The sequence below is a fragment of the Rhodocyclaceae bacterium genome (assembly GCA_020248265.1).
In the GTDB taxonomy this organism is placed as follows: domain Bacteria; phylum Pseudomonadota; class Gammaproteobacteria; order Burkholderiales; family CAIKXV01; genus CAIKXV01.
This window is the reverse complement of record JADCHX010000002.1, coordinates 344,949-366,241: the sequence shown is the minus strand read 5'-3', so window position 1 is coordinate 366,241 and position 21,293 is coordinate 344,949. Positions and strand designations below refer to the sequence as shown.

Below are 21,293 nucleotides of genomic sequence, written 5' to 3'. Positions count from 1 at the left end.
CTGCCTGGACCTAAGGCCGGACGGGGCGTTCGGCGTCGGTCAGCACCGAACCGCCACGCTCGTCGCGATCGGCCTGCCGCAATCCCCGCCTGACCATTGCCGCCAGGTCGTGGCGCAGCCTGAACCGCGCGTTGAGGCCACTGGCGCGCGCGGTCGCCTCGTCCAGGTCCGGTACTGCCGTCGAACGGCTGGCGAGTATCAGCCTGTTGCCGGAACCGGCGACATCCATCACCGACACGGCGGGGAACACCGACAGGTAGGTGGAGACCATGTCGTCGTACAGCGGGTTGGCAGACCGGCCCCACATGTTGGCGATGGCAACGCCGTCTGCCGCCAGCGACTGTTGCACCGCGAGAAGGAACTCGCGTGTCGCGAGCGCATACGGCACGGCATGCGCACCGAAGGCATCGATCACGATCAGGTCGTACCGGCTGTTTGCGCGTTCTATCCAGTGTCGGCCGTCGCCGACGTGCGCCTTCAGGCGCCGGTCGTCGCGGAACCCGAAATGGGAGCGCGCGACCTCGACTACCGCCGGATCCAGCTCGATCACGTCGATGTCCGCGTCCGGCAGGTGCTTGCGCATGAACATCGGGATCGTGCCCCCACCGAGACCGACGACCAGGATCCGCCGCGGTTCCGGCTTCCAGGTGAACACGGCGAGGATTGCCCGTGCATACGCAAGCTCGAGGTGGTCCGGATCACCGGGCTTCACCACGCTCTGCCGTGCGCCATACATCTCGAACCGGAGTGATCGCAGCCCGTCGCTGTCCTCGCTGACCACCAGCAGGTCGCTGAAGCGCGATGGCGCCGTGTGGATCACCCGCTCCGCGACCTGTGCGAACGCGCCGAGGCTCCATGTCAGAAAGAGCAGCGCAAGCAGGCTGCACGCAAGCGGTGCAGTGCGCCGTCGGCGGTTCCAGGGAATCGGGGGATGCATGGGGCGAGCCTCCGGGCGCGGGCTGTGGCCGCCGATCGGCAGGACCCCGCTGCGCGTCTAGCATAGCAGCGGCGGCTGGCTCCCGCGGGCGGCGTCACTCCTGAACGATCGCGTTGCTCAGGATCCGGGCGTACGGTGCGCTCGGCGTCCGATCTGAAGCGGTTGCCGGCAGGCGGTGCATTTGCTGAACGCTGCGCGTGAATGCAAACTGCCTGGGCAGCGACCCGGCTGCCCCAGGTGGAGCTTGCAGTCGCGTACGACGCATGCTGCCTGCGCACCGCTGCCACCCTGGCAGGCGCACCTGCCGATCCGACGATAGAGACGCCTCCATGAAGCTTCTGGTAATCAATCCGAACACGACGGTATCGATGACCGAAAAGATCGGGCACGCCGCGCGCGCGGCGGCCGGTGCCGGTACCGCGCTGATCGCACTTCAACCGCCGGACGGCCCGGAGTCGATCGAGGGCTACTATGACGAGGCGTTCTCGGTACCCGGCATCCTTTCGCTGATTGCCGGTGCCGAGCGCGCCGGGCCTGCCGACGCCTATGTCATCGCCTGCTTCGATGACACCGGACTGGATGCCGCTCGCTGCCTGACGGCTTCGCCGGTGATCGGCATCGGCGAGGCAGCCTTCCATCTGGCCAGCCTGCTGTGCACCCGCTTCAGCGTGGTGACCACGCTCGCGCGCTCGATCGCGGCGATCGAGCACAATCTGTTGCGCTACGGGCTGGCCGCCCGCTGCGCCCGGGTGCGCGCAGCCGAGGTGCCGGTGCTGGCGCTGGAACAGCCCGGTTCCGATGCCCGCGCCCGCATCTCGGCCGAGATCGCCGCGGCGCTGCGCGAAGACCGCAGCGAGGCGATCGTGCTCGGCTGTGCAGGCATGACCGACCTCGCCCGTGATCTCGCACGCGAGCATGGGGTACCGGTAGTGGACGGCGTCGCCGCCGCAGTCAAGCTCGCCGAGTCACTGGTCGGGTTGGGCCTTTCGACCTCTCGTCGGGGCGCCTATGCGCCACCGCGGGCGAAGCGCTACGACGGCGTATTCGCACCGATGGCACCGGTCGATCGGCGCTGAGCGCCTGCTCAGACGCCGACCAACAGGTGGTCGAGCGACAGCCTGCCCGGCCCGAGCAGCAGCAGCACCAGCGGAATCACCGTGTACATCAGGCCGGCGTCCCAGCTGTGCTGCCCTGGGGCAGCGAACGGCTCGCGCTTGCGCCAGATCAGTTCACGGGTCGCCCAGGCCCCGAACACGGTCAGGCCGGCAGCCGCAAGCGGCGTCGCCAACCCGAGCACCAGCGCAGCGCCACCACCGATCTGAACACCGGTGGCCAGGCCCGCCAGCCAGGTCGGTAATCCATGGGCCTGGGCAAAGCGTCCGACATGGCCGAGCTTGTTGCAGCCATGCACGAACGAGCCGGCACCGATGGCCAGTCGCAGGGCGAGCAATGCGATATCGAGCGCTACGAGCGAGTGCATGCATCCTGCAAAAGATTACACGACGGTCGAAACCATACCATGGCGAATACCGCCGCGCGGCGCTAGCGACCCGCCGGTGCAGCGAGCGCACGCAGCCGCTCGGCGATTCGACGCGCCCCAGCGGGGGCACTGGCCATCCGCTGCGCAAGCCGGCGTGCCTGCGCGCGCTCGGTACATTCGCCGCTCACCTCACGCAGTGCCGTCGCCCAGTCGCCAGCGTTGCGCGCGGACACCCGTCGTCCCGCGACCATACGCTCGATCCGTGCAGCGTTGTCGAACTGGTCGTAGGCGAACGGCGCGATCAGTTGCGGAATACCCGCCGCCAGCGCGCTGGCGACGGTGCCGATGCCACCGTGGTGGACGATCGCCGCACAGCGCGGCAGCAATCGGGCAAACGGCGCACGGCGGATCGCCATCATCGACGCCGGCAAGTCCGCCGGGAATGCATCGGCCAGCGCACTCACCAGCAGCCCTCGGCAGCCGGCACGGCGCACCGCGTCGACCGCACACGCGAGAAATCGCTCGGGCTGCGCCATTCCGGTGCCTGCGGTGAACACCACCGGTGCCGGGCCAGCGGCAATAAATGCCTCCAGCTCAGGGGATAGCCCTTGTGAACCGGGTGCTGCGTCGCCAGGCCACGGCAGCGCGAAGTCGCACTGCTCGCCATGGGCTGGCCAGTCGGGCTGGGCGGGGGCAAACCACTCGGGGAAGGCCGCGATCACCGTGTGGGGCGAATGCAACCAGTGCCGATGGACTTCGCGCGACGGTGACAGCCCGTACTGCGCCCGCAGCGCGTTGAGACCGGGCGCGACCATCCGATCGAGCTGCCACGCCATGACACCGAGTGCGCCGTGCCGAGCCGCCAGCGGCAGGCGGCGCACCCAGCCGCCTCCGGGGACACACGGAAAGTCGTGCGCCGAGAGCAGACACAGTGGTGACAGGTGCACGCTCGCCGTACGCGGATGCCCGCGCTCAGCAGCGATACGCACAGCCAGCGCGAGCGTAGAGCCGACCAGCAGGCAGTGCGGGTCCTCGGTCCACGGCATCATTGCCTCCAGTGCGCGTGGCGCCGCGTGCAGGACGCGCGCCCACAACCGGCTGATGCCGCGTGCCGGGTCCCAGAGCAGCGGATCGGCGAGTGCCGCGCGGTAGTCTTCCGGCGTCCCGAGCGCGCACAGCGGCACGCCGGCTGCGTGCGCCTGCGGTTCGAAATACGCGCTGGTCGCCAGCGTCACGTCGACACCAAGCTCGACCAGTTGCCGGCCGATCGCGATGAACGGCAGCACGTCGCCTGCGCTGCCGATACAGTGCAGCAGAACGCGCGCGCGTCGAGCCGGTGCTACCGGATGTTCAGCTGCCAATGGATCACCTGCTGCATGATGAACGCGAAGTCGTGGACGGAGGCACCCCCGTCCCTATTTCATCGCCTTCATCTGCGCGATTCGCTTGACCTCTTCGGCACGGATGCGGCCGAGTATCGCGGCATCGGGATCCTTCCAGTTGCCGCCGGCTGCGCGCGCCATGTAAGCCGTGGCACGTGCGAACGCATCCAGAGGCAGATCCGCCTGACCGCCCTTGGGTGGCATTGCGCGCACACCCACCCAGGCATGCGCGGTAAGCACCTCCTGGCCTTCCTTGATCAGCGGCGCCCAGGCCGTGCGGTCGCCGAGCTTCGGCGCGTTGGCGACGCCAGCGGCGTGGCAGGCCATGCACACCTGCTTGTAGACCTGCTCGCCGGAGGCGGCCGTCTCGGCGGCAAATGCTGCTGGCGCCAACAGCCCGACCATCAGTACCAGCAGTGAAGCGCGCCTGCCCGGACGGGCGAGGGCGAGTGGATGGATCGATACCGTCATGTGTTCAGCCTCCAACCGTGACTCCCTGGTCCACTCTACTCCCATTCCTCCGCCGCGCGTACGCTGCATGGCAGCGTCGCCTGACCCACTCGCGCCGCGATCCCGGCTGTCAGGTCGGCGTAGGCCGGCCGGTCATTCGGTCGTGCTTCACGAAGTACTTCCGGGCCAGTGCGACGAGTTGCGCGTCGCTGGGCTGGTCGATCGTTTCGTAGCCGACGATCTGCGGCAGGGTTTGCGGCCGGTGCTTCTCGACGTAGTGCCTGAAGTCGGTCTGCGCCGTCTTCGAGCCGACCACCAGCGCCTCGCCTGTGCCGGCGAGCGCGTCGCAGACCGCACCGAAGAATTCGTGCTCGGTGCGCAGCTGGCTGCCATGCTGGCGCGTCGGGTGATTGTGCGCCCTGAGTGTCTGCGCCTCGATGTGGTCTTGGTCGAACTGCAGGATCTGGGCGGCATGGTGGTCGATACGGACGACTGCATGGAACAAGGTCATCTGGGCACTCCTGCAAAGAGGGGAACTGTTGAATGGGGAACAGCCCGGCAAAGGTGCCGCCGCCCGTCTGCGCCTGGCGCTCGCACGCCGACGCGCAGCCGGCGCAATGCAGGGCCCCAGGGTTCGGCGAGCAGGCGATCGAACAGGATGTCGACTGCACGATCGTGGCAGGCCCGGGCCCGCCGCCTGTTGATGAGGATCAAGGGATCTGTCGATTGCAGCATCGGCCGCCTTTTCGTGGCCGGGCGGCTTGCAGGAGCGCTGATAGAATGCCAGCGACAACAATACAAGCCTGCCGCGGCCTCCCGCGAGCCGGCGCCGTCAGGAGGAGTCCATGACCCGTTTCACGCTGAACGGACGCGCCGTGCAGGTTGCACTGCCTTCCGGCGAGCCACTGCTGCAGGTCCTCGCCAACGATCTCGGGGCCGACGGCCCCAAGTACGGCTGCGGCAAGGCGCAGTGCGGCTCCTGCACCGTGCTGATGGACGGAAACCCGGTACGCAGCTGCGTGCTGCCGCTGTCGGCAGCCGACGGACGCACCATCACCACGCTCGCCGGGCTTGCCGAGGGCGGTCGCCCGGGTCGGCTGCAGCAGGCGTTCATCGACGAGCAGGCCGCGCAGTGCGGCTACTGCACCTCCGGCATCATCCTGCAGGCGCAGGCGCTGCTCCAGCGCAACCCGAAGCCGAGCGACGCGCAGGTGCGCGCGGCACTCGACGGCAACCTGTGCCGCTGCGGCGCGCACAACCGCATCGTGCGCGCGGTATTGCGCGCGGCGAAGGGAGCCTGACATGGCTGGTGTCGCTCGCAGCGACCGCAGGCGCTTCCTGCGGCAGTCCGGGGGCTTCACGCTCGCCTTCTCGCTGCCCCTGCCGAGCGGGCTCGCCCAGACGCCAGCGGAGCCCGCGAAAGCCCGCCTGCCTGGCAGCCTCGATCGCAACCGCCGGCTCGACGCCTGGATCCGGGTGCAGCCGGCCGACCGCTCGATCCTGCTTATGGTGGGCAAGGTCGAACTGGGACAGGGCATCCTCACGGCCCTCGCGCAGCTCTGCGCCGATGAGCTGGACGTGAACATCGAGCGTATCCGCATCGTCTCCGGCGACACGGCGGTGGTACCCAACGAAGGGACGACCGCCGGCTCGTTCTCCATGCCTGACTCCGGCAATGCGGTTCGGCATGCCGCGGCCGAGGCGCGCGCGGCGCTGCTCGAGCTGGCGTCGACGCGGCTGGCCGTCGCCATGGCGAACCTGCGGGTGGACGATGCGGTGGTCATTGCCGACACCGGTGCGCGCACGACCTACTGGGATCTTCCCGCCGGCGAGGAACTGCGCCGTGAGGCCACCGGCAAGGTGCCGCCGAAGCGTTCCGGGCACCGCTACATCGGGCGCTCCGTACCGCGGCTGGACCTCACGCCGAAGATCCTCGGCCAGGCGATGTTCGTGCACGAACTGCGCCCGGAAGGGTTGCTGTTCGGGCGGGTGGTGCGGCCTTCGACCTATCGGGCGCGGCTGCTCGCAGCGGATACCGCCGCCGTGGAGCGCATGCCCGGCGTCGTCAAGGTCGTGCGCGACGGCAGCTTCCTCGGCGTGGTCGCGCAGCGCGAATCGCAGGCGAATGCCGCGGCCGAGGCACTCGCGCGCAGCTGTCGCTGGGAGACGCCCTCCGCGCTGCCGCGCACCGAAGGGGTGGAGGCCTGGCTGCGATCGGCACCGATCGCCCGTGACATCCCCACGCGCCGGCAGCCACGCACCACGCCTGGCGAGGTGATCCGTACGGTCGAGGCCTCCTACTTCCGCCCGTACCAGATGCATGCCTCGATCGGTCCCTCTGCTGCCGTGGCCACGATGGGCGCGGACGGCACGCTGGTCGTGCAGACCCACAGCCAGTCGGTGTTCGAGACGGCGACCGCGATCGCCGCGATGCTCGGGTTGCCGCGTGAGCGGGTGCGGCTGCAGCATGTGCAGGGCGCGGGTTGCTACGGGCACAACCTCGCCGACGATGCCGCCGCCGATGCAGCGCTGCTCGCGGTGCAGGTGCCCGGCCGTCCGGTGCGATTCCAGTACACGCGCGAGCAGGAGCACCGCTGGGAGCCCTACGGTTCGGCCATGCTGATCCGCACGCGGGCGGGCCTGGATGCGCAGGGCAAAGTCCTCGACTGGGACTTCGAACTCTGGTCGACGCCGCACACGACCCGCCCTGCAAACCAGCCGGGCAATCTGCTGCCGGCGGGCTATCTCGGCAAGCCGTTCGTGCAGCCAGTGCCGGCGAACAACGGGGCGCCCAACTACGCAGCCGATCGCAACGCGATCGCGCTCTACGATTTCCCCGGTCAGAACGTGCTCACGCACTTCATCACCGAGATGCCGGTGCGGGTGTCTTCGCATCGCGGGCTGGGCGCGTACGGCAACGTGTTCGCGATCGAATCCTTCATGGACGAACTCGCCCACGCGACGGGCAGCGACCCCGCCGAGTATCGGGTACGGCACCTGAATGACCCGCGTGCGCGCGACGCGATCCGCGCGGCTGCCGACCGCTTCGGCTGGTCGACCTGGAAGCGGTCTCCCGGGCGGGGACGTGGCATCGCCTTCGCCCGGTACAAGAACATCGCTGGCTACTGCGCGGTGGCGCTCGAGGTCGAGGTCGATTCGCGCAGCGGCAGCATCCGTGTGCTGCGTGCGGTGGCGAGCGCCGACAGCGGGCATATCGTCAGCCCGGATGGCGTCAGCAACCAGATCGAGGGTGGGCTGGTGCAGTCGCTGTCGTGGACGCTCAAGGAAGAGGTGCAGATGGACGAGACCCGGATCCTCTCCGAGGACTGGGCGAGCTACCCGATCCTCACCTTCTCGGAAGTGCCGCCCGTGGATGTGGTGCTGATCGACCGTCCTGGCCAGCCGTTCCTCGGCACTGGCGAAGCTTCTCAGGGACCCACGGGTGCAGCGCTGGCCAACGCGGTGTTCGATGCCACCGGTATCCGCTTTCGGCGCCTGCCGCTGACGCCGGCGCGGGTGCTGCAGGGGCTGCAGGAGAGGCGCGCCTGAGCTTCGCACTGCTGCAGTTCGGCTCCCAGCGGTCATTGCGTCCGCGCTGAGTGCGCGAGCCTGCTCTCCTGCCACTTCAATGGCTACGGCGAGAGCATCCTCGACGACAACCGGTGGCTGCCGGGCCAGTTGCGCGCGGGTTTCTCGATTACCCGCTCGCCCTGAGCGGGCCGTTCTTCAAGCCGAGCGGCTTCTGCGCCATCGAATGAAACCCTTGCGCAGTTCCTCCATCCACAGCACGCCGCTCGCCACGGCCACGATGGGCAGCAGATCGGCGAGCGGAATCGGCACCGTGTGAAACAGCGTGTTCAACGGCGGCCAGTACAACACCAGCGCCTGCAACACGACGCTCAGGGCCAACCCGCCGATCAGCCATCGGTTCCTGAAGATGCGAAAGGTCAACGCCGAACGCGTCGCCGACTGGCAGTTCAGCACGTTGAACCACTGGCACACCGCCAGCATGGTGAACGTTTCTGTGCGCACGATCTCGCAGGGTACGCCCACGCTCTGCCTCCAGACAAACCAGCCGAAGGTCGCGGCTACGGCCATGGGCGCCAGCAGGGCGATGCGCCAAAGCATCGCGCGGTCGAGCAACCGGTCGTTGCGCGGCACCGGCGCTCGAGCCATCTCGTCGCCATCGGGCGGGTCCATCACCAGGTTCACCGTCAGCGTGCTCTCGGTGACGATGTTGATCCAGAGGATCTGCACCGCGGCCAGCGGCAACGGAAAGCCACCCACCAGCGCCAGCAGCAGCACCAGCACCTCGTCGACCGAGGTGACGAACAGGAACAGGATCACCTTCTTCAGGTTGCCGTAGACCACCCGGCCCTGTTCGACCGCACCCACGATGGTCGCGAAGTTGTCATCGGTGATCACGATCCTGGCGGCACTCTTGGCCACCTCGGTCCCGGTGATGCCCATCGCCACGCCCACGTCGGCGCGGGCCAGCGCCGGGGCGTCGTTGACGCCGTCGCCGGTCATGGCCACCACGTCGCCGCGCGACTGGAGCGCTTCCACGATGCGCAGCTTCTGCGCCGGATGCACGCGCGCGAACACGACGATGCGGTCAAGGCCTTCCAGCAGTTCGGCCTCGTTCATCCGTTCCAGTTCGGCGCCGTCGATGCCGTGGTCGCCTGCGCGCGCGATGCCCAGTTCGCGGGCAATGGCCAGGCCCGTGAGCTTGTGGTCGCCGGTGACCATGATGGGCCGGATACCGGCTGCCCGACATTGGGCGACCGCCACCTTGACCTCTTCTCGCGGCGGGTCGATCTGACCGATCAGCCCGAGCAGCGTGGCACGACCCGCCAGCGCATCGAAGCCCGCTTGCGCTTCGAGTGCGTCGTCCGCCACCACTGCGACAGCCAGCACCCGCAGCGCCCGGGCCGCCATGCCTTCGGCAGCCTCCCGGGCCGCCTGGAGCGCTGCCTGGCCGTCGGCCGTGCACAGGCGCAATACGGCTTCCGGTGCGCCCTTGATGAACACTCGGCGTGGCGACGGCAAGCCGCCGTGACGTGTCGCCATCATCTGGGTATCGGAGTCGAAGGGCAACTCGGCTTCGCGAGTGCATCGCCGGCGCAGGGCGCCCACATCGATGCCGGCCTTGCCTGCGGCGACGAGCAGCGCTGCCTCGGTCGGATCGCCGAGAACCGTCCACTGGGTCGCGCCATCGTGGGGCGGCACCAGTTCGGCGTCGTTGCAGAGCGCGACGGCTTGCAGCAACGCATGGACGGCCGTGTCTCCAGGATCGATGGCGGCTCCGGCTTCGGTGAGCGCGCCCTCCGGCGAGTACCCTACGCCGCTGACGGCGACCGACCGCCCGCCAGGCAGCCACAAGACGCTGACGGTCATCTCGTTGCGGGTCAGCGTGCCGGTCTTGTCGCTGCAGATGACCGTGGTCGATCCCAGGGTCTCTACCGCAGAGAGGCGACGGATGATCGCACCGCGCCCTGCCATGCGCTGCATGCCGACAGCCAGTGCGATGGTCATCGCCACCGGCAGGCCCTCGGGCACCATCGACACCATCTGGCTGATCGCCACCATCAGCACGTCGGCGAAGGGCAGCCCGCGCACCAGGCCGAGCGCCATGACGATCCCGAACAGCACCAGGGCGGCGACCACGAGATAGCGGCCGAACTGTGCGATGCGCAACTCCAGGGGCGTCTTCGGCTCCGGTGCATCTTCGGTCAGGCGCGCGATGCCACCCACCTCGGTGTGGATCCCCGTCGCCGTTACCACCGCGCGTGCGCGTCCCGCGGTGATGTACGTGCCGGAGAACACCATGTTGCGGCGGTCGGCCAGGCCCGTGGCTTCGGGCAACGGTGCCACGTGTTTCGGTACCGGCACCGACTCACCGGTGAGCGCCGCCTCGGCCGCGGCCAACGAGGCCGCCTGCACCAGCCGCGCGTCCGCGCCCACCGCGTCGCCCGCAGCCAGCAGCAGGATGTCGCCGGGCACGAGGTCGCGCGCTGCGATGGTGCTTTCCGCGCCTTCGCGCAGAACCCGCACCTGCAGCGTCGACAGCCGGCGCAGCGCAGCCATCGACCGTTCGGCACGCCCTTCCTGGCAAGTGCCGATCAGGGCGTTCGCCAGCACGACGCCCAGGATGACGGCAGCGTCGCCCCAGTAACCCATGGCGCTGGCCAGTGCCGCAGCGACGAACAGGATGTAGATCAGCGGGCTCTTGAACTGGCTCAACAGGAGCAGGAAGACCGGGCGCCGGGCGGCTTCAGGCAAGGCGTTCGGCCCGTGCTCGACCATGCGCTGCGCAGCGCCAGGCGCTGACAACCCGACACCGGCTTCACAGCCCAGGTGTGCCAGGGCGGCGTCTGCCTGCAAGGCATGCCAGGCCTGGGGTGGGTTGGAGCGCTCGTTGGTCATCTCGCTTGCCCGCAATCGGCGCAGCCACCGGTATGGCGGCCAGCGCTCGAGGCGGAGCCGGCGGACGGTGGCCTGACTTACGTCGGTACCGCTTCAGGATACGCCGTGCGCCGTCGGATTCACACGAGTTCCGTCCGGTACGAGCCACGTCACCGCCGGCCCCACGCTGAGGTGCTGTCGACGCGGGGGCAGGGCCCGCACTTGCGTCTTCCGGCCCATGCCCGTACGCGATTCCGGCCCATGTCGACGACTGACGTCCCTTTCTCGCCCCGCCAGGGTCGCGCCCGGACACGCGCTACCTGTTTACCACCCTGCGCGGCCACGCCGAAGGCGGCTACATTCCTCCGCATTTCGACAACGAGCAGGCCCTGCGGCCGGGTTTTGCCCACCTGCGCGAGATCGTCGAGGCCGACATGTCGTCGTTCGTGCTCACGCTGTCGATGGCGCAGGCCGGGGGCGCGCTCGAGGTGTTCGACTGCCGGTGCGAGCCGGGCGATGCGCGCATGATCAGCGCCGACGGGGCGGTGCGCCCGCGTCTCGATGACCTCGCGTCGGTCGCCTTCCGCGTGCCGGCTGGCGACATGATCATCGTGGATTCCGGCCGATACCTGCACCGCGTGACGCCAGTGGTCGGCGCCTCGCGCCGCTGGACCGCCTGCAGCTTCATCGCGCGCGCGGCGCACCTGGGCTACTGGGACCCGCCGCCGCCGCCCGGTGCAACGTCCGCGCCGGGCGAGCAGTCGGCGCAGCGCTTCGCGCTCGCCTAGCACCGGCTCGACGAGCGGCTGCTCGCGCTGGCAGACCTTCGGCCCGGCCATGTCGTGCTCGATGTCGGCTGCGGGCTGGGCGGAACGCTGGATACCATCAACGAACGCGAGGTGCGGGTGGTGCTCTGCGGGCTGAACAGCGATCCGCGCCAGCTCGACCTCTGCAGACAGCTGCTTCCCCGGGCAGGCAACCGTTTCGTCTGGGTTGCCGCGGACGCCTGTGCGCTGCCCTTCGCGGCGTACCGCTTCGACCGGCTGCTCTGCGTCGAGGCGATGTTCCACTTCGCGTCGCGGCGCCGGTTCATGGCGGAGGCGGCGAGGGTGTTGCGCGCCTCCGGCGTGCTGGTGGCATCCGACCTGATCGTCTCGGCGGCGGCGCGCGCGCTCGACAGCCCGTCGTTTCCGATCCGCCGGGTGCTTGACGAAGGTTACGGCCCCTGGCCTGATTTCTGGGGCGAGGAGGGCGGGCACCATGGACTCGCCCGAGAGGCGGGCCTGCACTGCTCGGTGCTCGAGGACGTCGGCGAGCAGGTCCGCCCGAGTCATCGGTTCACCGCCCCCAGCGGGATCACCCTGCGCGAGGCCCTGGCCTCGCCCGCGGCGGGGCCGGCCGCGCGCGCGGCACTCATGCTGAAGTGGCTGCACGACGAGGGGCATCTGCGCTACGTGCTGCTGCGCCTCGAGCCGGCTGCACGATGAGCGCACTTCGCATCGCGCTCGCGTGCATGACGCCCACGCCGGACGGCGGCGAACTGGATGGGGCCACGCTTCCCAGCTACGGCATCCGCCGGGTACTGGCCGCCGTCGCCGGAGATCCCGCGCTCGCCCATGCGCGCATCGCCGTGGTCGATTTTGCACGTCCCGATCCGCAGGCCTACGTGGACACGCTGCTGCAGTTCGAGCCCGATCTCGTCGGCTTCTCCATCTACGTGTGGTCCACGCCCTGCCTGGTGGAGGTGGCGCGCCGGATCAAGCGCGCACGTCCGGCCTGTGCGGTGGTCTTCGGCGGCCCGTCGGCCCGGCGCGAACTGTTCGACCTTCCGGCCTATGCGCCTGCGCACGACTACATGGACGCGCTGGTGAGCTCGGAGGGCGAGGCGGTATTCCAGGATGTGGCCCGCCTTCCGGTGTTCACCCACGCGGCGCTGCGTGGCGTCGCCGGCCTGCACCTGCCCACGCCCGAGGGGTGGCTGCAGACCGCCCATCGTGATCCGATCGCAGACCTCGATGCGATCGCCTCGCCGTTCCAGCTCGGGCTGATGCCGCGCGGGTCGGTGGCGTACCTCGAGACCTACCGCGAATGCCCCATGTCCTGCCGGTTCTGCGAATGGGGTGCCGCCGAGACCTCCCGCGCCGTGTTCTCCGCCGACTACATCGAGCGGGAACTGCGGGCCTTCCGCGACCATGGCGTCCCGTCGGTGTTCCTGCTCGACGCGGGCCTCAACCTCAACGCGCGCGGCTTTCGCAACCTGGTCGAGGCGGAGGCGCGCACCGGACTGTTCCAGTCGGCCGACCTGTGGGCCGAGATCTACCCCACCCACATTCGCCGCGAGCACCTGGACTTCCTCTCGAGGGTGCGTGCGTCCTATCTCGGCGTCGGGCTGCAGTCGCTCGACCCTGACGTGCTGCGCGAGCACGATCGGCCGTTCGACCGGGCGCGCTTCGAGCGTGCGATGCGCGACCTGGTCACCGTGGCCACCCCTGAACTGCAGATCATCTTCGGCCTGCCGGGCGACTCGCCCGAGGGATTCCTGCGCACGCTGGAGTACGCCCGCTCGTTCCGGGTCGGGGTACGTGCCTATCATTGCCTGGTGTTGCCCGATGCCCTGCTGTCGCGCGCGCGCGAGGGCTGGGACATGCGCTTCGACCCGCAGACGCTCGCGATGATTGCCTGTCCGCCGCCGCGGCCGCCGGGTCGCACTGGTGGCGCGCTATCCCGCGCGTGACCGCGCGATGCCGCAGTTCATTTCGAACCACGGGCTGCGCATGGTCGAGGCGGCGCTGCGTACCGCGGGCCTCGAGGATCTCGAACTGAAGGTGTGGGACCTGTCCGGTGGCTCCGCCGCCGAACTGGTCTCCGCGCTCGTCGCCTGGGATCCGGACGTGGTCGGTTTTTCTGCCTACATCTGGTCTTTCGCCTTCTTCGTCGACGTCGCCCGGGAGCTCAAGCGCGACGACCCGTCGCGGCTGATCGTCTTCGGCGGCCCCTCGGCACGCCCGAGCATGTTCGGACTGCTGCCGTTCCGCGCCGCGCGCCGGTGGGTCGACGCGCTGGCGATCAACGACGGCGAGCACACCTTCGCGCAGATCGTCGCGGCGACCGACCGCAGCGCCGAGTCGCTCGCCGGCATCCCCGGGCTCGCTCTGCCCACGGAGCAGGGCTGGCAGTCGACGCCGGAGCGACCGCTCGCCGATCTCGATACGCTGGCCTCGCCCTACGAACTCGGGGTGGTGCCGGGCGGCGGGCTTGCCGTGCTGCAGACCTACCGTGGCTGTCCGATGACCTGCTCGTTCTGCGAGTGGGGCACGCTCGAGTCGCCGCGGCGGGTGCGCGGGGTGGCGCAGCTCGAGCGCGAGTTCTCGGGCATGGCTGCGCTCGATGTGCAGGGTGCGATCCTGGTCGATGCGGGGCTCAACCTCAATCCGCATGCCTTCCGCAACCTGCGCGAGGCGGTCGAGCGGCACGGGTTCCTGCGCGAGCGCGCGCTCGTCTGCGAGGTGTATCCGGCAGCGGTGCGCGACGAGCACATCCGCTTCCTCGGCGGGGTAGGGCAGGCGCTGGTGGGCATCGGGCTGCAGTCCTTCGACAACGGGGTGCTGGCGCATGTCGAGCGTTCCTACGACGAGCGCCGCTTCGAAGACACGCTCTGGCAGTTGAAATCGGTGTCGAAGGTGGCCGTGGAGATCATTCTCGGGCTGCCCGGCGACACGCCCGAGAACTTCCGCCGCAGCTTCGAGCGCGCCCGGGCCCTGCCGGTGGCGCTGCGGGTGTATCACTGTGTCGTGCTGCCCTCGGCGCTGATGGTGCGCGCGCCGGCGAGCTACGCGATGGATTTCGACCCGGTCACGCTGAAGATGCGTGCCTGCCTGGGCTGGACGGCACAGTCGCTGCGCCGCGAGTGTGAGCACGTGGCGATGAGGGCTGCCGCCGAGGGCGGCAGGGCGGGCGAGTACTTCTGGATCTTTCCACCGCCCGGCGAGCCCTACTGATCTGCGGTGACGGTGGTTGCTGCGAAGGCCACTGGGCTGGACCCGGATGCTTGTCCGTTGTAGCCGCACGCCCTGACACCCGCAGCATATCCTCGCGTTTCCCCGGGCAAACGCCAGAAAGAAAAGGTCCCGGATGCTATCCGAGCCCTTGTGAGTGGTGGAGGACGGTTGACCATGTGCAGACTGGCCGTAAGCGTCCGACCACCACCGTCTTGCCGACGTTGAGGTAGCCAGCGACGATGGTGTCCACCAAAACAGTTGGTGGACACATGGACTTGGAGCGCAAGGGATCAGGGGTCGAACCGTTGACGATCACCCGCAACGGTCGCCGGTACTTCGGTGCCGAGCACAAGCGGCGTGTCGTTGAGCAGTGCCTGGCCGCGGTATCTATGGCACATGGGTTCGACGCGAACCTGGTGCGCAAGTGGATTCGCGCCCATCAGGCGGCGCAAGCCGAAGCCATGGGGCGGCAGCGCCTGATTCCGGTGTCGGTGAGCGAGGTCGATGAGCCTCCCGCGCGGTTGGCTCGAAAAGCGACGAAGCGGCGGTCGATAAAGCCAGATCGTGCGCCCAACGATCGTCCGACCGCGGGCGTGATCGAGATCCAGATCGGGCACGCCGTCGTTCGACTGTACGTGCCCGTCGAGGCGGTCGCGCTGCACAACGTGCTGCGCTCGGACATACCCGATGATCGCGCTGCCTGCGGGCACGCGCAACCGGAGCTGGCTGCATGAATATCTGATCGGGCCCGGAACTCCGAGGGGCGATGCCAGTCTTAGAACAAGACCGGCATCGACGACGAGCACCGAATCGCGTGAACACCAACGCCGCACAGAACGAGCTTCCCGAAGAGATCGATGCGCTCAAGCGCATCGTGATCGAGCAGCGCGCCCGCATCGAAGCGCTCACGCTGTTCATCGCGAAGCTGCGGCGCATGCAATTCGGCCGATCATCGGAGCGCGTCACGCAGGAGATCGAGCAACTGGAGCTCGCACTGGACGAACTGCAGACCGAGACGGCGATCTCCGACAGAGCGGCTGCACGTGAGACGAAGGAAGACAAGGCGCCACGCGGGCGCAAGCCCTTGCCCGATCACCTGCCGCGCGAGCCGATCGTTCATTCGCCGGTCACGGGTGAATGCAACTGCCCCGACTGCGGCGGGCAGATGAAGCATCTGAGTGACGATGTGTCGGAGATACTCGATTACGTACCTGGGCGCTTCCGGGTGATCCGTCATGTGCGCCCGAAGTTCGCCTGCACGCGCTGCGACCATATCGCGCAGGCGAGCGCACCGTCGCGGCCGATCGCGCGCGGGCTTCCCGGCGCCGGGCTTCTTGCTCACGTGCTCGTATCGAAGTACGCCGATCACTTGCCTCTGTACCGTCAGTCGGAGATCTACGCGCGCGAAGGCGTCGACCTGGAGCGCTCGACGCTCGCCGACTGGGTGGCCGGGGGCTTCGCCTTGCTCGACCCGCTCGTCGACGCGCTCAGACGCTACGTTCTGGCCACCGGCAAGCTGCATGCCGACGACACGCCGGTTCCGGTGCTCGACCCGGGGCGCGGCAAGACCAGGACCGGGCGCTTGTGGACCTACGTGCGAGATGACCGGCCGGCTGGCAGTGACGATCCGCCTGCGGTGCTGTTCCGCTACGCCCCCGACCGCGCGGGCGAGCGACCCAGGCAGCACTTGAAGGGCTTCGCCGGAATCCTGCAGGCCGATGCCTACGCCGGTTTCAATGCCGTCTACGCAGGCGGCAAAGTCAAGGAAGCAGCCTGCTGGGCGCACGCGCGGCGTGGCTTCTACGATGTGCACCAGGCCACACAGTCGCCGATCGCGGCCGAGGCGCTGGCGCGAATCCGGAAGCTTTACGACATCGAAGCCGACATCCGCGGCAAGCCCCCGGATGAACGCAAAGCACAGCGCGAGCTGCGCGCTGTGCCGATCCTCAACGAGTTGCGCCAGTGGCTGCACGAGATGCTGGCCAGAACGTCGAAGAAGTCCGGGCTCGCGGTGGCTATCAGCTACGTGCTGACCCGATGGGGGGCGTTCACGCGCTACTGCGATGACGGGCGGATCGAGATCGACAACAATGCGGCCGAGCGGGCGCTGCGCACCGTGGCGCTAGGCCGGAAGAACTACCTCTTCTGTGGCTCGGACGCCGGTGGCGAGCGGGCGGCAGCCATCTACAGTCTCGTCGGCACGGCCAAGCTCAACGGGCTGGATCCCGAGGCTTACCTGCGCTACGTTATCGAGCGTATTGCTGAGCACCCGATCAATCGCCTCGAGGAATTGCTGCCGTGGTGCGTCCCCCCTCGAACCCGCTCTGCAATCCCGCCTGGCGGCGTAGACACCGGCCTGTACGCCCGGCGCCGACGAGATCGATCAGCCAATGATGGCTGAGTCAATACGGCGCTGATCGGACGCTTACCAACAAGAACTGGAAATTTAGGAAAGAGGTGGCCACAGGTGGGGGAATTTGGGTGGCCGCCGGGGCATCACTCCACAGGGTTGGCGAAAGACCGTAACCAGGGATCGAGGTGGGCAATGTCAAACGTGCCGGACTCGAGCATCTGCATCATCTCGGAGTAGATCTGCGTCGGCGCACGCTTCAAGTGCCAGCCGTTGACGCGCAGGAATACGTCGGCCGCGGCGAAGGCGATGCGCTTGTTTCCGTCCACGAACGGATGGTTGATCGCCAGGCTTTCCATCAATGCGGCAGCCTCAGCCACGATGTCTTCGTAGTAGCCCGTCTGCGGCCGGAATAGTGCAGCCTCGAGTGCCCCGGGATCTCGCACGCCCGGAGCGCCGCCATACCGCTGCATCAGCACGCTGTGCATGCCAAGCACATCGGCGACGGTCAGGTAGTCGCTTGCCACGATTTACTTGGCCAGGTCGCGGTAGAGGCTGTCGAACTCTTGCAGACTGGAGGCGAACGCGGTCATCACATGGCGACGGGGACGCTCTTTCTGTTGCCGGTCGATGTAGTCGCGCAGGGCATCATCGAGCACGGCCTGGAACTGGCGCCCCTGGCTTTCTGCGATGTGGCGCAATGCCGCGAGGACATCGGGCGCGGCTTGTGACGAAAACTTTTCGCGTGCGGCAGTGCTCATGGCACCCTCATCATGATTTTTCTTGACATTTCATGATAAAGCAAGATGGGCACTTGCGCTAGCGTCTAAAGAGTCCAAAGCGTGCTTGGTCGCCTTGGTTGACAACGAACCAGCGCGCGTAAGTGGTTGAATTTGAATGACCACCCGCTGCGCCTACCCGCAGGCCAAACAGAGAACAGAGACGGGGCCGGGGCGAAAAGCGGTCGATTTCGGTTACTTCGGCCGGCAGTCACCCGCAGCACATCGACGCGCTTCCCCGGGGAAACGCCAAAAGAAAGGGCCCGGAGACTATCCGAGCCCTTGTGAGTGGTGGAGGCGGCGGGAATTGAACCCGCGTCCGCAAGCCCTCTACAGCCAGGTCTACATGCTTAGTCTGACCCTTTGGATTTAACCGTTGATGCGCCGGCCGACGGGCTCATCTCGGGCGATCTACTGCGACTTTAATGCCGGGCGTCGTAGCCCCACTCGACACGAGGTCCCTGAATGGCTTCGCTGAGGGTTGCCCCTCCCGGCCCGGGACCTGACCGGTGCGAAGTCCAGCCGGATTAAGCGGCTAGAGCGTAACGCTCGTCGTTGGCGTTTGTAGCGTTTCCAGACTGGATTTACGAGGTATTCTGGCCCTCGGCATGCACTGATCTGCTTTGTAACCCGCGTCGAAACCGGGACGCCCCCATGAGAGGTACATGGTAGCGCAATCCCGGCTTTCAAGGGCATCGCGTTGAGCGGGCGCCTACCTGACGGGCGGCAGTCCAACGAGCAGGTCGAGCGGCTCCTCGATCATCCATGGCGCCCCCCAGTCGTGCGGGTCGGCGCCGTGCAGGTAGCCGTACAGCGCGATCACCGGCGTCATCCCTGCGGCGATGCCGGCTTCCACGTCGCGCCGATCGTCGCCGACATAGAGGCAGCGGGACGGATCGACGCCGATCCGCCGGGCTCCTTCGAGCAGCGGGTCGGGGTGCGGCTTGGCCTTGCCCGTCGTGTCGCCGCCGACCAGGCAGCCGGTACGCGTCGAGAGGCCGAGGCCGGCGACCAGCGGCACCGCGAAGCGTTCGGCCTTGTTGGTGACGATGCCCCACGACAGCCCGCGCGTTTCGAGGTCGTCGAGCAGTGCGGCCATGCCGTCGAACAGGCGGGAGTCGCGCACGAGGTTGTCTTCGTACAGTTGCAGGAAGCGGTCGCGCAGGGCGATGAATTCCGGGGCGTCCGGCAGAAGACCGAGGCCGGCCTCGAGCATGCCACGGGCGCCGTGCGAGACATGGGCGCGCAGTGTGGCGAGTGGTACCGGATCCAGGCCGCGCTCGGCACGCAGCAGGTTCAGTGCATACGCCAGATCGGGGGCGGTATCGGCGAGCGTGCCGTCGAGGTCGAAGAGTACACAGTCGACCGTCTGTGTCGTCCGCATCGGTGGCGCGCTCAAGACGGCTTCCGCGCGTGGATGATGTAGTTCACCGTTGCGTCGCTGCCCAGGCGGTACACCTTGGTGAACGGGTTGTACGTCATGCCGGTCACGCCGGCCGGCTCGAGGCCGCACTGGCGGCACATGCGTGCAAGTTCGGACGGGGTGATGAACTTCGCATAGTCGTGCGTGCCCCTGGGCAGCAGCTTGAGCACGTACTCCGCGCCGATGATGGCGAACAGGAACGACTTGGGATTGCGGTTGAGCGTCGAGAAGAACAGGTGGGCACCGGGTTTCGCGAGCGTCGCGCAGGCCGCGACGGTGCGCGCCGGGTCGGGTACGTGTTCCAGCATCTCCATGCAGGCCACGACATCGAAGCTCGCCGGCTGCGCCTCGGCCAGGGCCTCGGCGGCAATGGCGCGGTAGTCGACGGTCAGGCCGCTCTCCAGCAGATGCAGCTTCGCGACGCCGAGTGGCTTCTCGCCCAGGTCGATGCCGGTCACCTGCGCGCCGCGCGCAGCCATGGATTCAGACAGGATGCCACCACCGCAGCCTACGTCCAGCACCTGCTTGCCCGCCAGCCCGGCGATCCGGTCGATATGGTCCAGGCGCAGCGGGTTGATGTCGTGCAGCGGCTTGAACTCGCTGGTCGGATCCCACCAGCGATGGGCCAGTTCATTGAACTTGGCCAGTTCTGCCGGATCGGAATTGAGGGTGGTCATCAGTCTGCCTCGGGCGGGGTGAAGGGTGTCGGATGCTGCATCGAAGTCGGTCATCGGAAGTCGGGGCTCAGCTGCGCCCGTCCGCATGCACGGCCAGGCGGTGGCGCCATTCGGTTACTTCCAGTGACAGCGCAGCCGTGTCGATCGTCGTGAGCCGGCGGTCGTGCAGGCAGCGCCGGCCGGCAACCCAGGCATCCGTGACCTGTTCGCGACCGGCTGCGTAGGCGAGTTGCGACACCGGGTCGTAGCAGGGTTGCAGTTCGATCGCGGACATGTCCAGTGCGATGAGATCGGCGGCCTTGCCCGGTTCCAGCGAGCCGATCCGGCCGTCCAGCCCGAGCGCGCGGGCACCGCCCAACGTGGCCATCTCGATCGCGTCAAACGCAGGAATGGCTTCGGCCGAGCCGCTGACCGCCTTGCCCAGCAGTGAGGCAAGCCGCAGTTCGGCGAACAGGTCGAGCCGGTTGTTGCTCGCTGCGCTGTCGGTGCCCAGGCCGACATTGACGCCGGCGGCCGCCAGCCGGGCGATCGGTGCGAAGCCGCTGGCCAGCTTGAGATTCGAGGAAGGGCAGTGCGCGACATGCGCGCCGCGGCGGGCCAGCGTCTCGATGTCCTGCTCGTCGAGGTGTACGGCATGCACGGCAATGGTCTCGGCACCGATCAGGCCGAGGCGGTCCAGCCGCTCGATCGGGCGTACGCCGAACGCGGCCAGGCTGTCTGCAATCTCCTGCCGGGTCTCATGCAGGTGGACATGCACTGGCGTGTCGAGTTGCTGGGCATAGGTGCGGATGCGCGCGAAGGTGTCGTCGCTGACGGTGTAGGGCGCATGCGGCGCAAAGCAGAACGACAGCAGCGGCTCGCCGCGCAGCGCATCGCGGGTCGTGATGCCGCGCGCCAGGTAGTCCTGTGCATCGGCTGCATATGCGGTCGGGAACTCGATTGCGATCATGCCCAGGCTGGCGCGCATCCCGGCCTGCAGCACGGCGCGTGCCGCTGCCTCGGGGAAAAAGTACATGTCGTTGAAGCAGGTGATGCCGCCTCGCAGCATCTCGGCGCAGGCGAGGCGGGTACCGGCTTCGACGAACGGGTCGGACACGAACTTCGCCTCGGCCGGCCAGATGTGTTCCTGCAGCCAGCGCATCAGCGGCAGGTCATCCGACAGGCCACGCATCAGGGCCATCGCGGCATGCGTATGCAGGTTCACCAGGCCCGGCATCAGCAGGTGCTCGGGCAGGCTCACGCGCTCGTGCACGTCGATGTCCAACGTGGAAGCGCTCGGCAGCACAGCTTCGATCTGCCCGTCTCGCACCAGCACGGTGTGGTCGCGCAGCACCGTGCGCGCAGGACGCACCGGCACGACGATGCCCGCGTCGATCGCGAGGTCGAACGAGGGCATCGTCGTGCCAGTGCTC

Annotated in this window: 19 protein-coding genes, 1 other RNA gene and 1 pseudogene; 9 read left to right on the top strand and 12 right to left on the bottom strand. The window is 68.1% G+C overall.

The genetic code is table 11. The features are described from left to right. Positions 1–10: 10 nt before the first annotated feature. Complete coding sequence (locus tag ING98_02520) at positions 11–937, bottom strand: fused MFS/spermidine synthase (GenBank protein MCA3100721.1); 927 nt, start codon at positions 935–937, stop codon at positions 11–13. A 329-nt stretch (positions 938–1,266) separates the two neighbouring features. Between ING98_02520 and ING98_02515 the strand changes: the two genes are divergently transcribed. Beyond that, positions 1,267–2,013, top strand: coding sequence for an aspartate/glutamate racemase family protein (locus ING98_02515; protein MCA3100720.1), 747 nt, complete (start codon positions 1,267–1,269; stop codon positions 2,011–2,013). Between the two features lie 8 nt (positions 2,014–2,021). Here the strand turns inward: ING98_02515 and ING98_02510 are convergent, their stop codons facing one another. The 4 genes from ING98_02510 to ING98_02495 all read right to left on the bottom strand — a co-directional run bounded on the left by ING98_02510 (position 2,022) and on the right by ING98_02495 (position 4,760). Beyond that, the gene (locus ING98_02510) at positions 2,022–2,417 is read right to left on the bottom strand and encodes a DoxX family protein (protein ID MCA3100719.1); all 396 of its coding nucleotides are present in this window, start codon (positions 2,415–2,417) and stop codon (positions 2,022–2,024) included. 62 nt (positions 2,418–2,479) lie between these two features. Beyond that, a complete protein-coding gene (locus ING98_02505) occupies positions 2,480–3,778 on the bottom strand; it encodes a glycosyltransferase (GenBank protein MCA3100718.1) in 1,299 nt (432 codons plus the stop codon). Between the two features lie 54 nt (positions 3,779–3,832). Continuing rightward, positions 3,833–4,270: a cytochrome c5 family protein gene (locus ING98_02500; protein ID MCA3100717.1), complete on the bottom strand. Its 438-nt coding sequence runs from the start codon at positions 4,268–4,270 to the stop codon at positions 3,833–3,835. 109 nt (positions 4,271–4,379) lie between these two features. After that, positions 4,380–4,760, bottom strand: coding sequence for a hypothetical protein (locus ING98_02495; protein MCA3100716.1), 381 nt, complete (start codon positions 4,758–4,760; stop codon positions 4,380–4,382). A gap of 334 nt (positions 4,761–5,094) precedes the next feature. On the opposite strand from ING98_02495, the gene ING98_02490 reads away from it, so the two are divergent. After that, the gene (locus ING98_02490; GenBank protein ID MCA3100715.1) at positions 5,095–5,550 is read left to right on the top strand and encodes a (2Fe-2S)-binding protein; all 456 of its coding nucleotides are present in this window, start codon (positions 5,095–5,097) and stop codon (positions 5,548–5,550) included. A gap of 1 nt (position 5,551) precedes the next feature. Next, entirely contained in the window at positions 5,552–7,798 is a 2,247-nt protein-coding gene (locus ING98_02485) for a xanthine dehydrogenase family protein molybdopterin-binding subunit (GenBank protein MCA3100714.1), read from the top strand. A 177-nt stretch (positions 7,799–7,975) separates the two neighbouring features. Here the strand turns inward: ING98_02485 and ING98_02480 are convergent, their stop codons facing one another. Beyond that, positions 7,976–10,675 carry an HAD-IC family P-type ATPase gene (locus ING98_02480; protein MCA3100713.1) on the bottom strand — a complete coding sequence of 900 codons (2,700 nt, stop codon included), beginning with the start codon at positions 10,673–10,675 and terminating at the stop codon, positions 7,976–7,978. 299 nt (positions 10,676–10,974) lie between these two features. Between ING98_02480 and ING98_02475 the strand changes: the two genes are divergently transcribed. The 6 genes and pseudogenes from ING98_02475 to ING98_02450 all read left to right on the top strand — a co-directional run bounded on the left by ING98_02475 (position 10,975) and on the right by ING98_02450 (position 16,960). Continuing rightward, positions 10,975–11,442 (top strand): 2OG-Fe(II) oxygenase, encoded by a 468-nt coding sequence (locus ING98_02475; protein MCA3100712.1) that lies wholly within the window; start codon positions 10,975–10,977, stop codon positions 11,440–11,442. Between the two features lie 54 nt (positions 11,443–11,496). Continuing rightward, the gene (locus tag ING98_02470) at positions 11,497–12,141 is read left to right on the top strand and encodes a class I SAM-dependent methyltransferase (protein ID MCA3100711.1); all 645 of its coding nucleotides are present in this window, start codon (positions 11,497–11,499) and stop codon (positions 12,139–12,141) included. Continuing rightward, positions 12,138–13,388, top strand: a complete 1,251-nt coding sequence (locus ING98_02465) for a radical SAM protein (protein ID MCA3100710.1) — start codon at positions 12,138–12,140, stop codon at positions 13,386–13,388. The genes ING98_02470 and ING98_02465 overlap by 4 nt, the downstream gene beginning before the upstream one ends. 7 nt (positions 13,389–13,395) lie before the next feature. Beyond that, a complete protein-coding gene (locus ING98_02460; protein MCA3100709.1) occupies positions 13,396–14,652 on the top strand; it encodes a radical SAM protein in 1,257 nt (418 codons plus the stop codon). A gap of 305 nt (positions 14,653–14,957) precedes the next feature. Next, positions 14,958–15,386 carry a hypothetical protein gene (locus ING98_02455; protein MCA3100708.1) on the top strand — a complete coding sequence of 143 codons (429 nt, stop codon included), beginning with the start codon at positions 14,958–14,960 and terminating at the stop codon, positions 15,384–15,386. A gap of 80 nt (positions 15,387–15,466) precedes the next feature. Beyond that, a pseudogene (locus tag ING98_02450) lies at positions 15,467–16,960 on the top strand (IS66 family transposase). A gap of 188 nt (positions 16,961–17,148) precedes the next feature. Here ING98_02450 and ING98_02445 read toward each other — a convergent pair. The 6 genes from ING98_02445 to ING98_02420 all read right to left on the bottom strand — a co-directional run bounded on the left by ING98_02445 (position 17,149) and on the right by ING98_02420 (position 21,277). Next, the gene (locus ING98_02445) at positions 17,149–17,529 is read right to left on the bottom strand and encodes a type II toxin-antitoxin system death-on-curing family toxin (protein ID MCA3100707.1); all 381 of its coding nucleotides are present in this window, start codon (positions 17,527–17,529) and stop codon (positions 17,149–17,151) included. Positions 17,530–17,532: 3 nt separating this feature from the next. Beyond that, entirely contained in the window at positions 17,533–17,763 is a 231-nt protein-coding gene (locus tag ING98_02440; GenBank protein ID MCA3100706.1) for a hypothetical protein, read from the bottom strand. A 307-nt stretch (positions 17,764–18,070) separates the two neighbouring features. Further along, positions 18,071–18,435, bottom strand: a transfer-messenger RNA (tmRNA) gene (gene ssrA, locus ING98_02435). Between the two features lie 58 nt (positions 18,436–18,493). After that, entirely contained in the window at positions 18,494–19,165 is a 672-nt protein-coding gene (locus ING98_02430; protein MCA3100705.1) for an HAD-IA family hydrolase, read from the bottom strand. 11 nt (positions 19,166–19,176) lie between these two features. Then, a complete protein-coding gene (gene ubiG, locus ING98_02425; GenBank protein MCA3100704.1) occupies positions 19,177–19,881 on the bottom strand; it encodes a bifunctional 2-polyprenyl-6-hydroxyphenol methylase/3-demethylubiquinol 3-O-methyltransferase UbiG in 705 nt (234 codons plus the stop codon). A gap of 67 nt (positions 19,882–19,948) precedes the next feature. Then, a complete protein-coding gene (locus tag ING98_02420) occupies positions 19,949–21,277 on the bottom strand; it encodes a TRZ/ATZ family hydrolase (protein MCA3100703.1) in 1,329 nt (442 codons plus the stop codon). Between the last annotated feature and the right edge of the window lie 16 nt (positions 21,278–21,293).

Bases quoted from the DNA above. Each gene is read 5' to 3' on its own strand.
- ING98_02520 (MCA3100721.1), bottom strand. From the start codon at position 937: ATGCATCCCCCGATTCCCTGGAACCGCCGACGGCGCACTGCACCGCTT.
- ING98_02515 (MCA3100720.1), top strand. From the start codon at position 1,267: ATGAAGCTTCTGGTAATCAATCCGAACACGACGGTATCGATGACCGAA.
- ING98_02510 (MCA3100719.1), bottom strand. From the start codon at position 2,417: ATGCACTCGCTCGTAGCGCTCGATATCGCATTGCTCGCCCTGCGACTG.
- ING98_02500 (MCA3100717.1), bottom strand. From the start codon at position 4,270: ATGACGGTATCGATCCATCCACTCGCCCTCGCCCGTCCGGGCAGGCGC.
- ING98_02495 (MCA3100716.1), bottom strand. From the start codon at position 4,760: ATGACCTTGTTCCATGCAGTCGTCCGTATCGACCACCATGCCGCCCAG.
- ING98_02490 (MCA3100715.1), top strand. From the start codon at position 5,095: ATGACCCGTTTCACGCTGAACGGACGCGCCGTGCAGGTTGCACTGCCT.
- ING98_02485 (MCA3100714.1), top strand. From the start codon at position 5,552: ATGGCTGGTGTCGCTCGCAGCGACCGCAGGCGCTTCCTGCGGCAGTCC.
- ING98_02480 (MCA3100713.1), bottom strand. From the start codon at position 10,675: ATGACCAACGAGCGCTCCAACCCACCCCAGGCCTGGCATGCCTTGCAG.
- ING98_02465 (MCA3100710.1), top strand. From the start codon at position 12,138: ATGAGCGCACTTCGCATCGCGCTCGCGTGCATGACGCCCACGCCGGAC.
- ING98_02460 (MCA3100709.1), top strand. From the start codon at position 13,396: ATGCCGCAGTTCATTTCGAACCACGGGCTGCGCATGGTCGAGGCGGCG.
- ING98_02440 (MCA3100706.1), bottom strand. From the start codon at position 17,763: ATGAGCACTGCCGCACGCGAAAAGTTTTCGTCACAAGCCGCGCCCGAT.
- ING98_02430 (MCA3100705.1), bottom strand. From the start codon at position 19,165: ATGCGGACGACACAGACGGTCGACTGTGTACTCTTCGACCTCGACGGC.
- ubiG (MCA3100704.1), bottom strand. From the start codon at position 19,881: ATGACCACCCTCAATTCCGATCCGGCAGAACTGGCCAAGTTCAATGAA.
- ING98_02420 (MCA3100703.1), bottom strand. From the start codon at position 21,277: ATGCCCTCGTTCGACCTCGCGATCGACGCGGGCATCGTCGTGCCGGTG.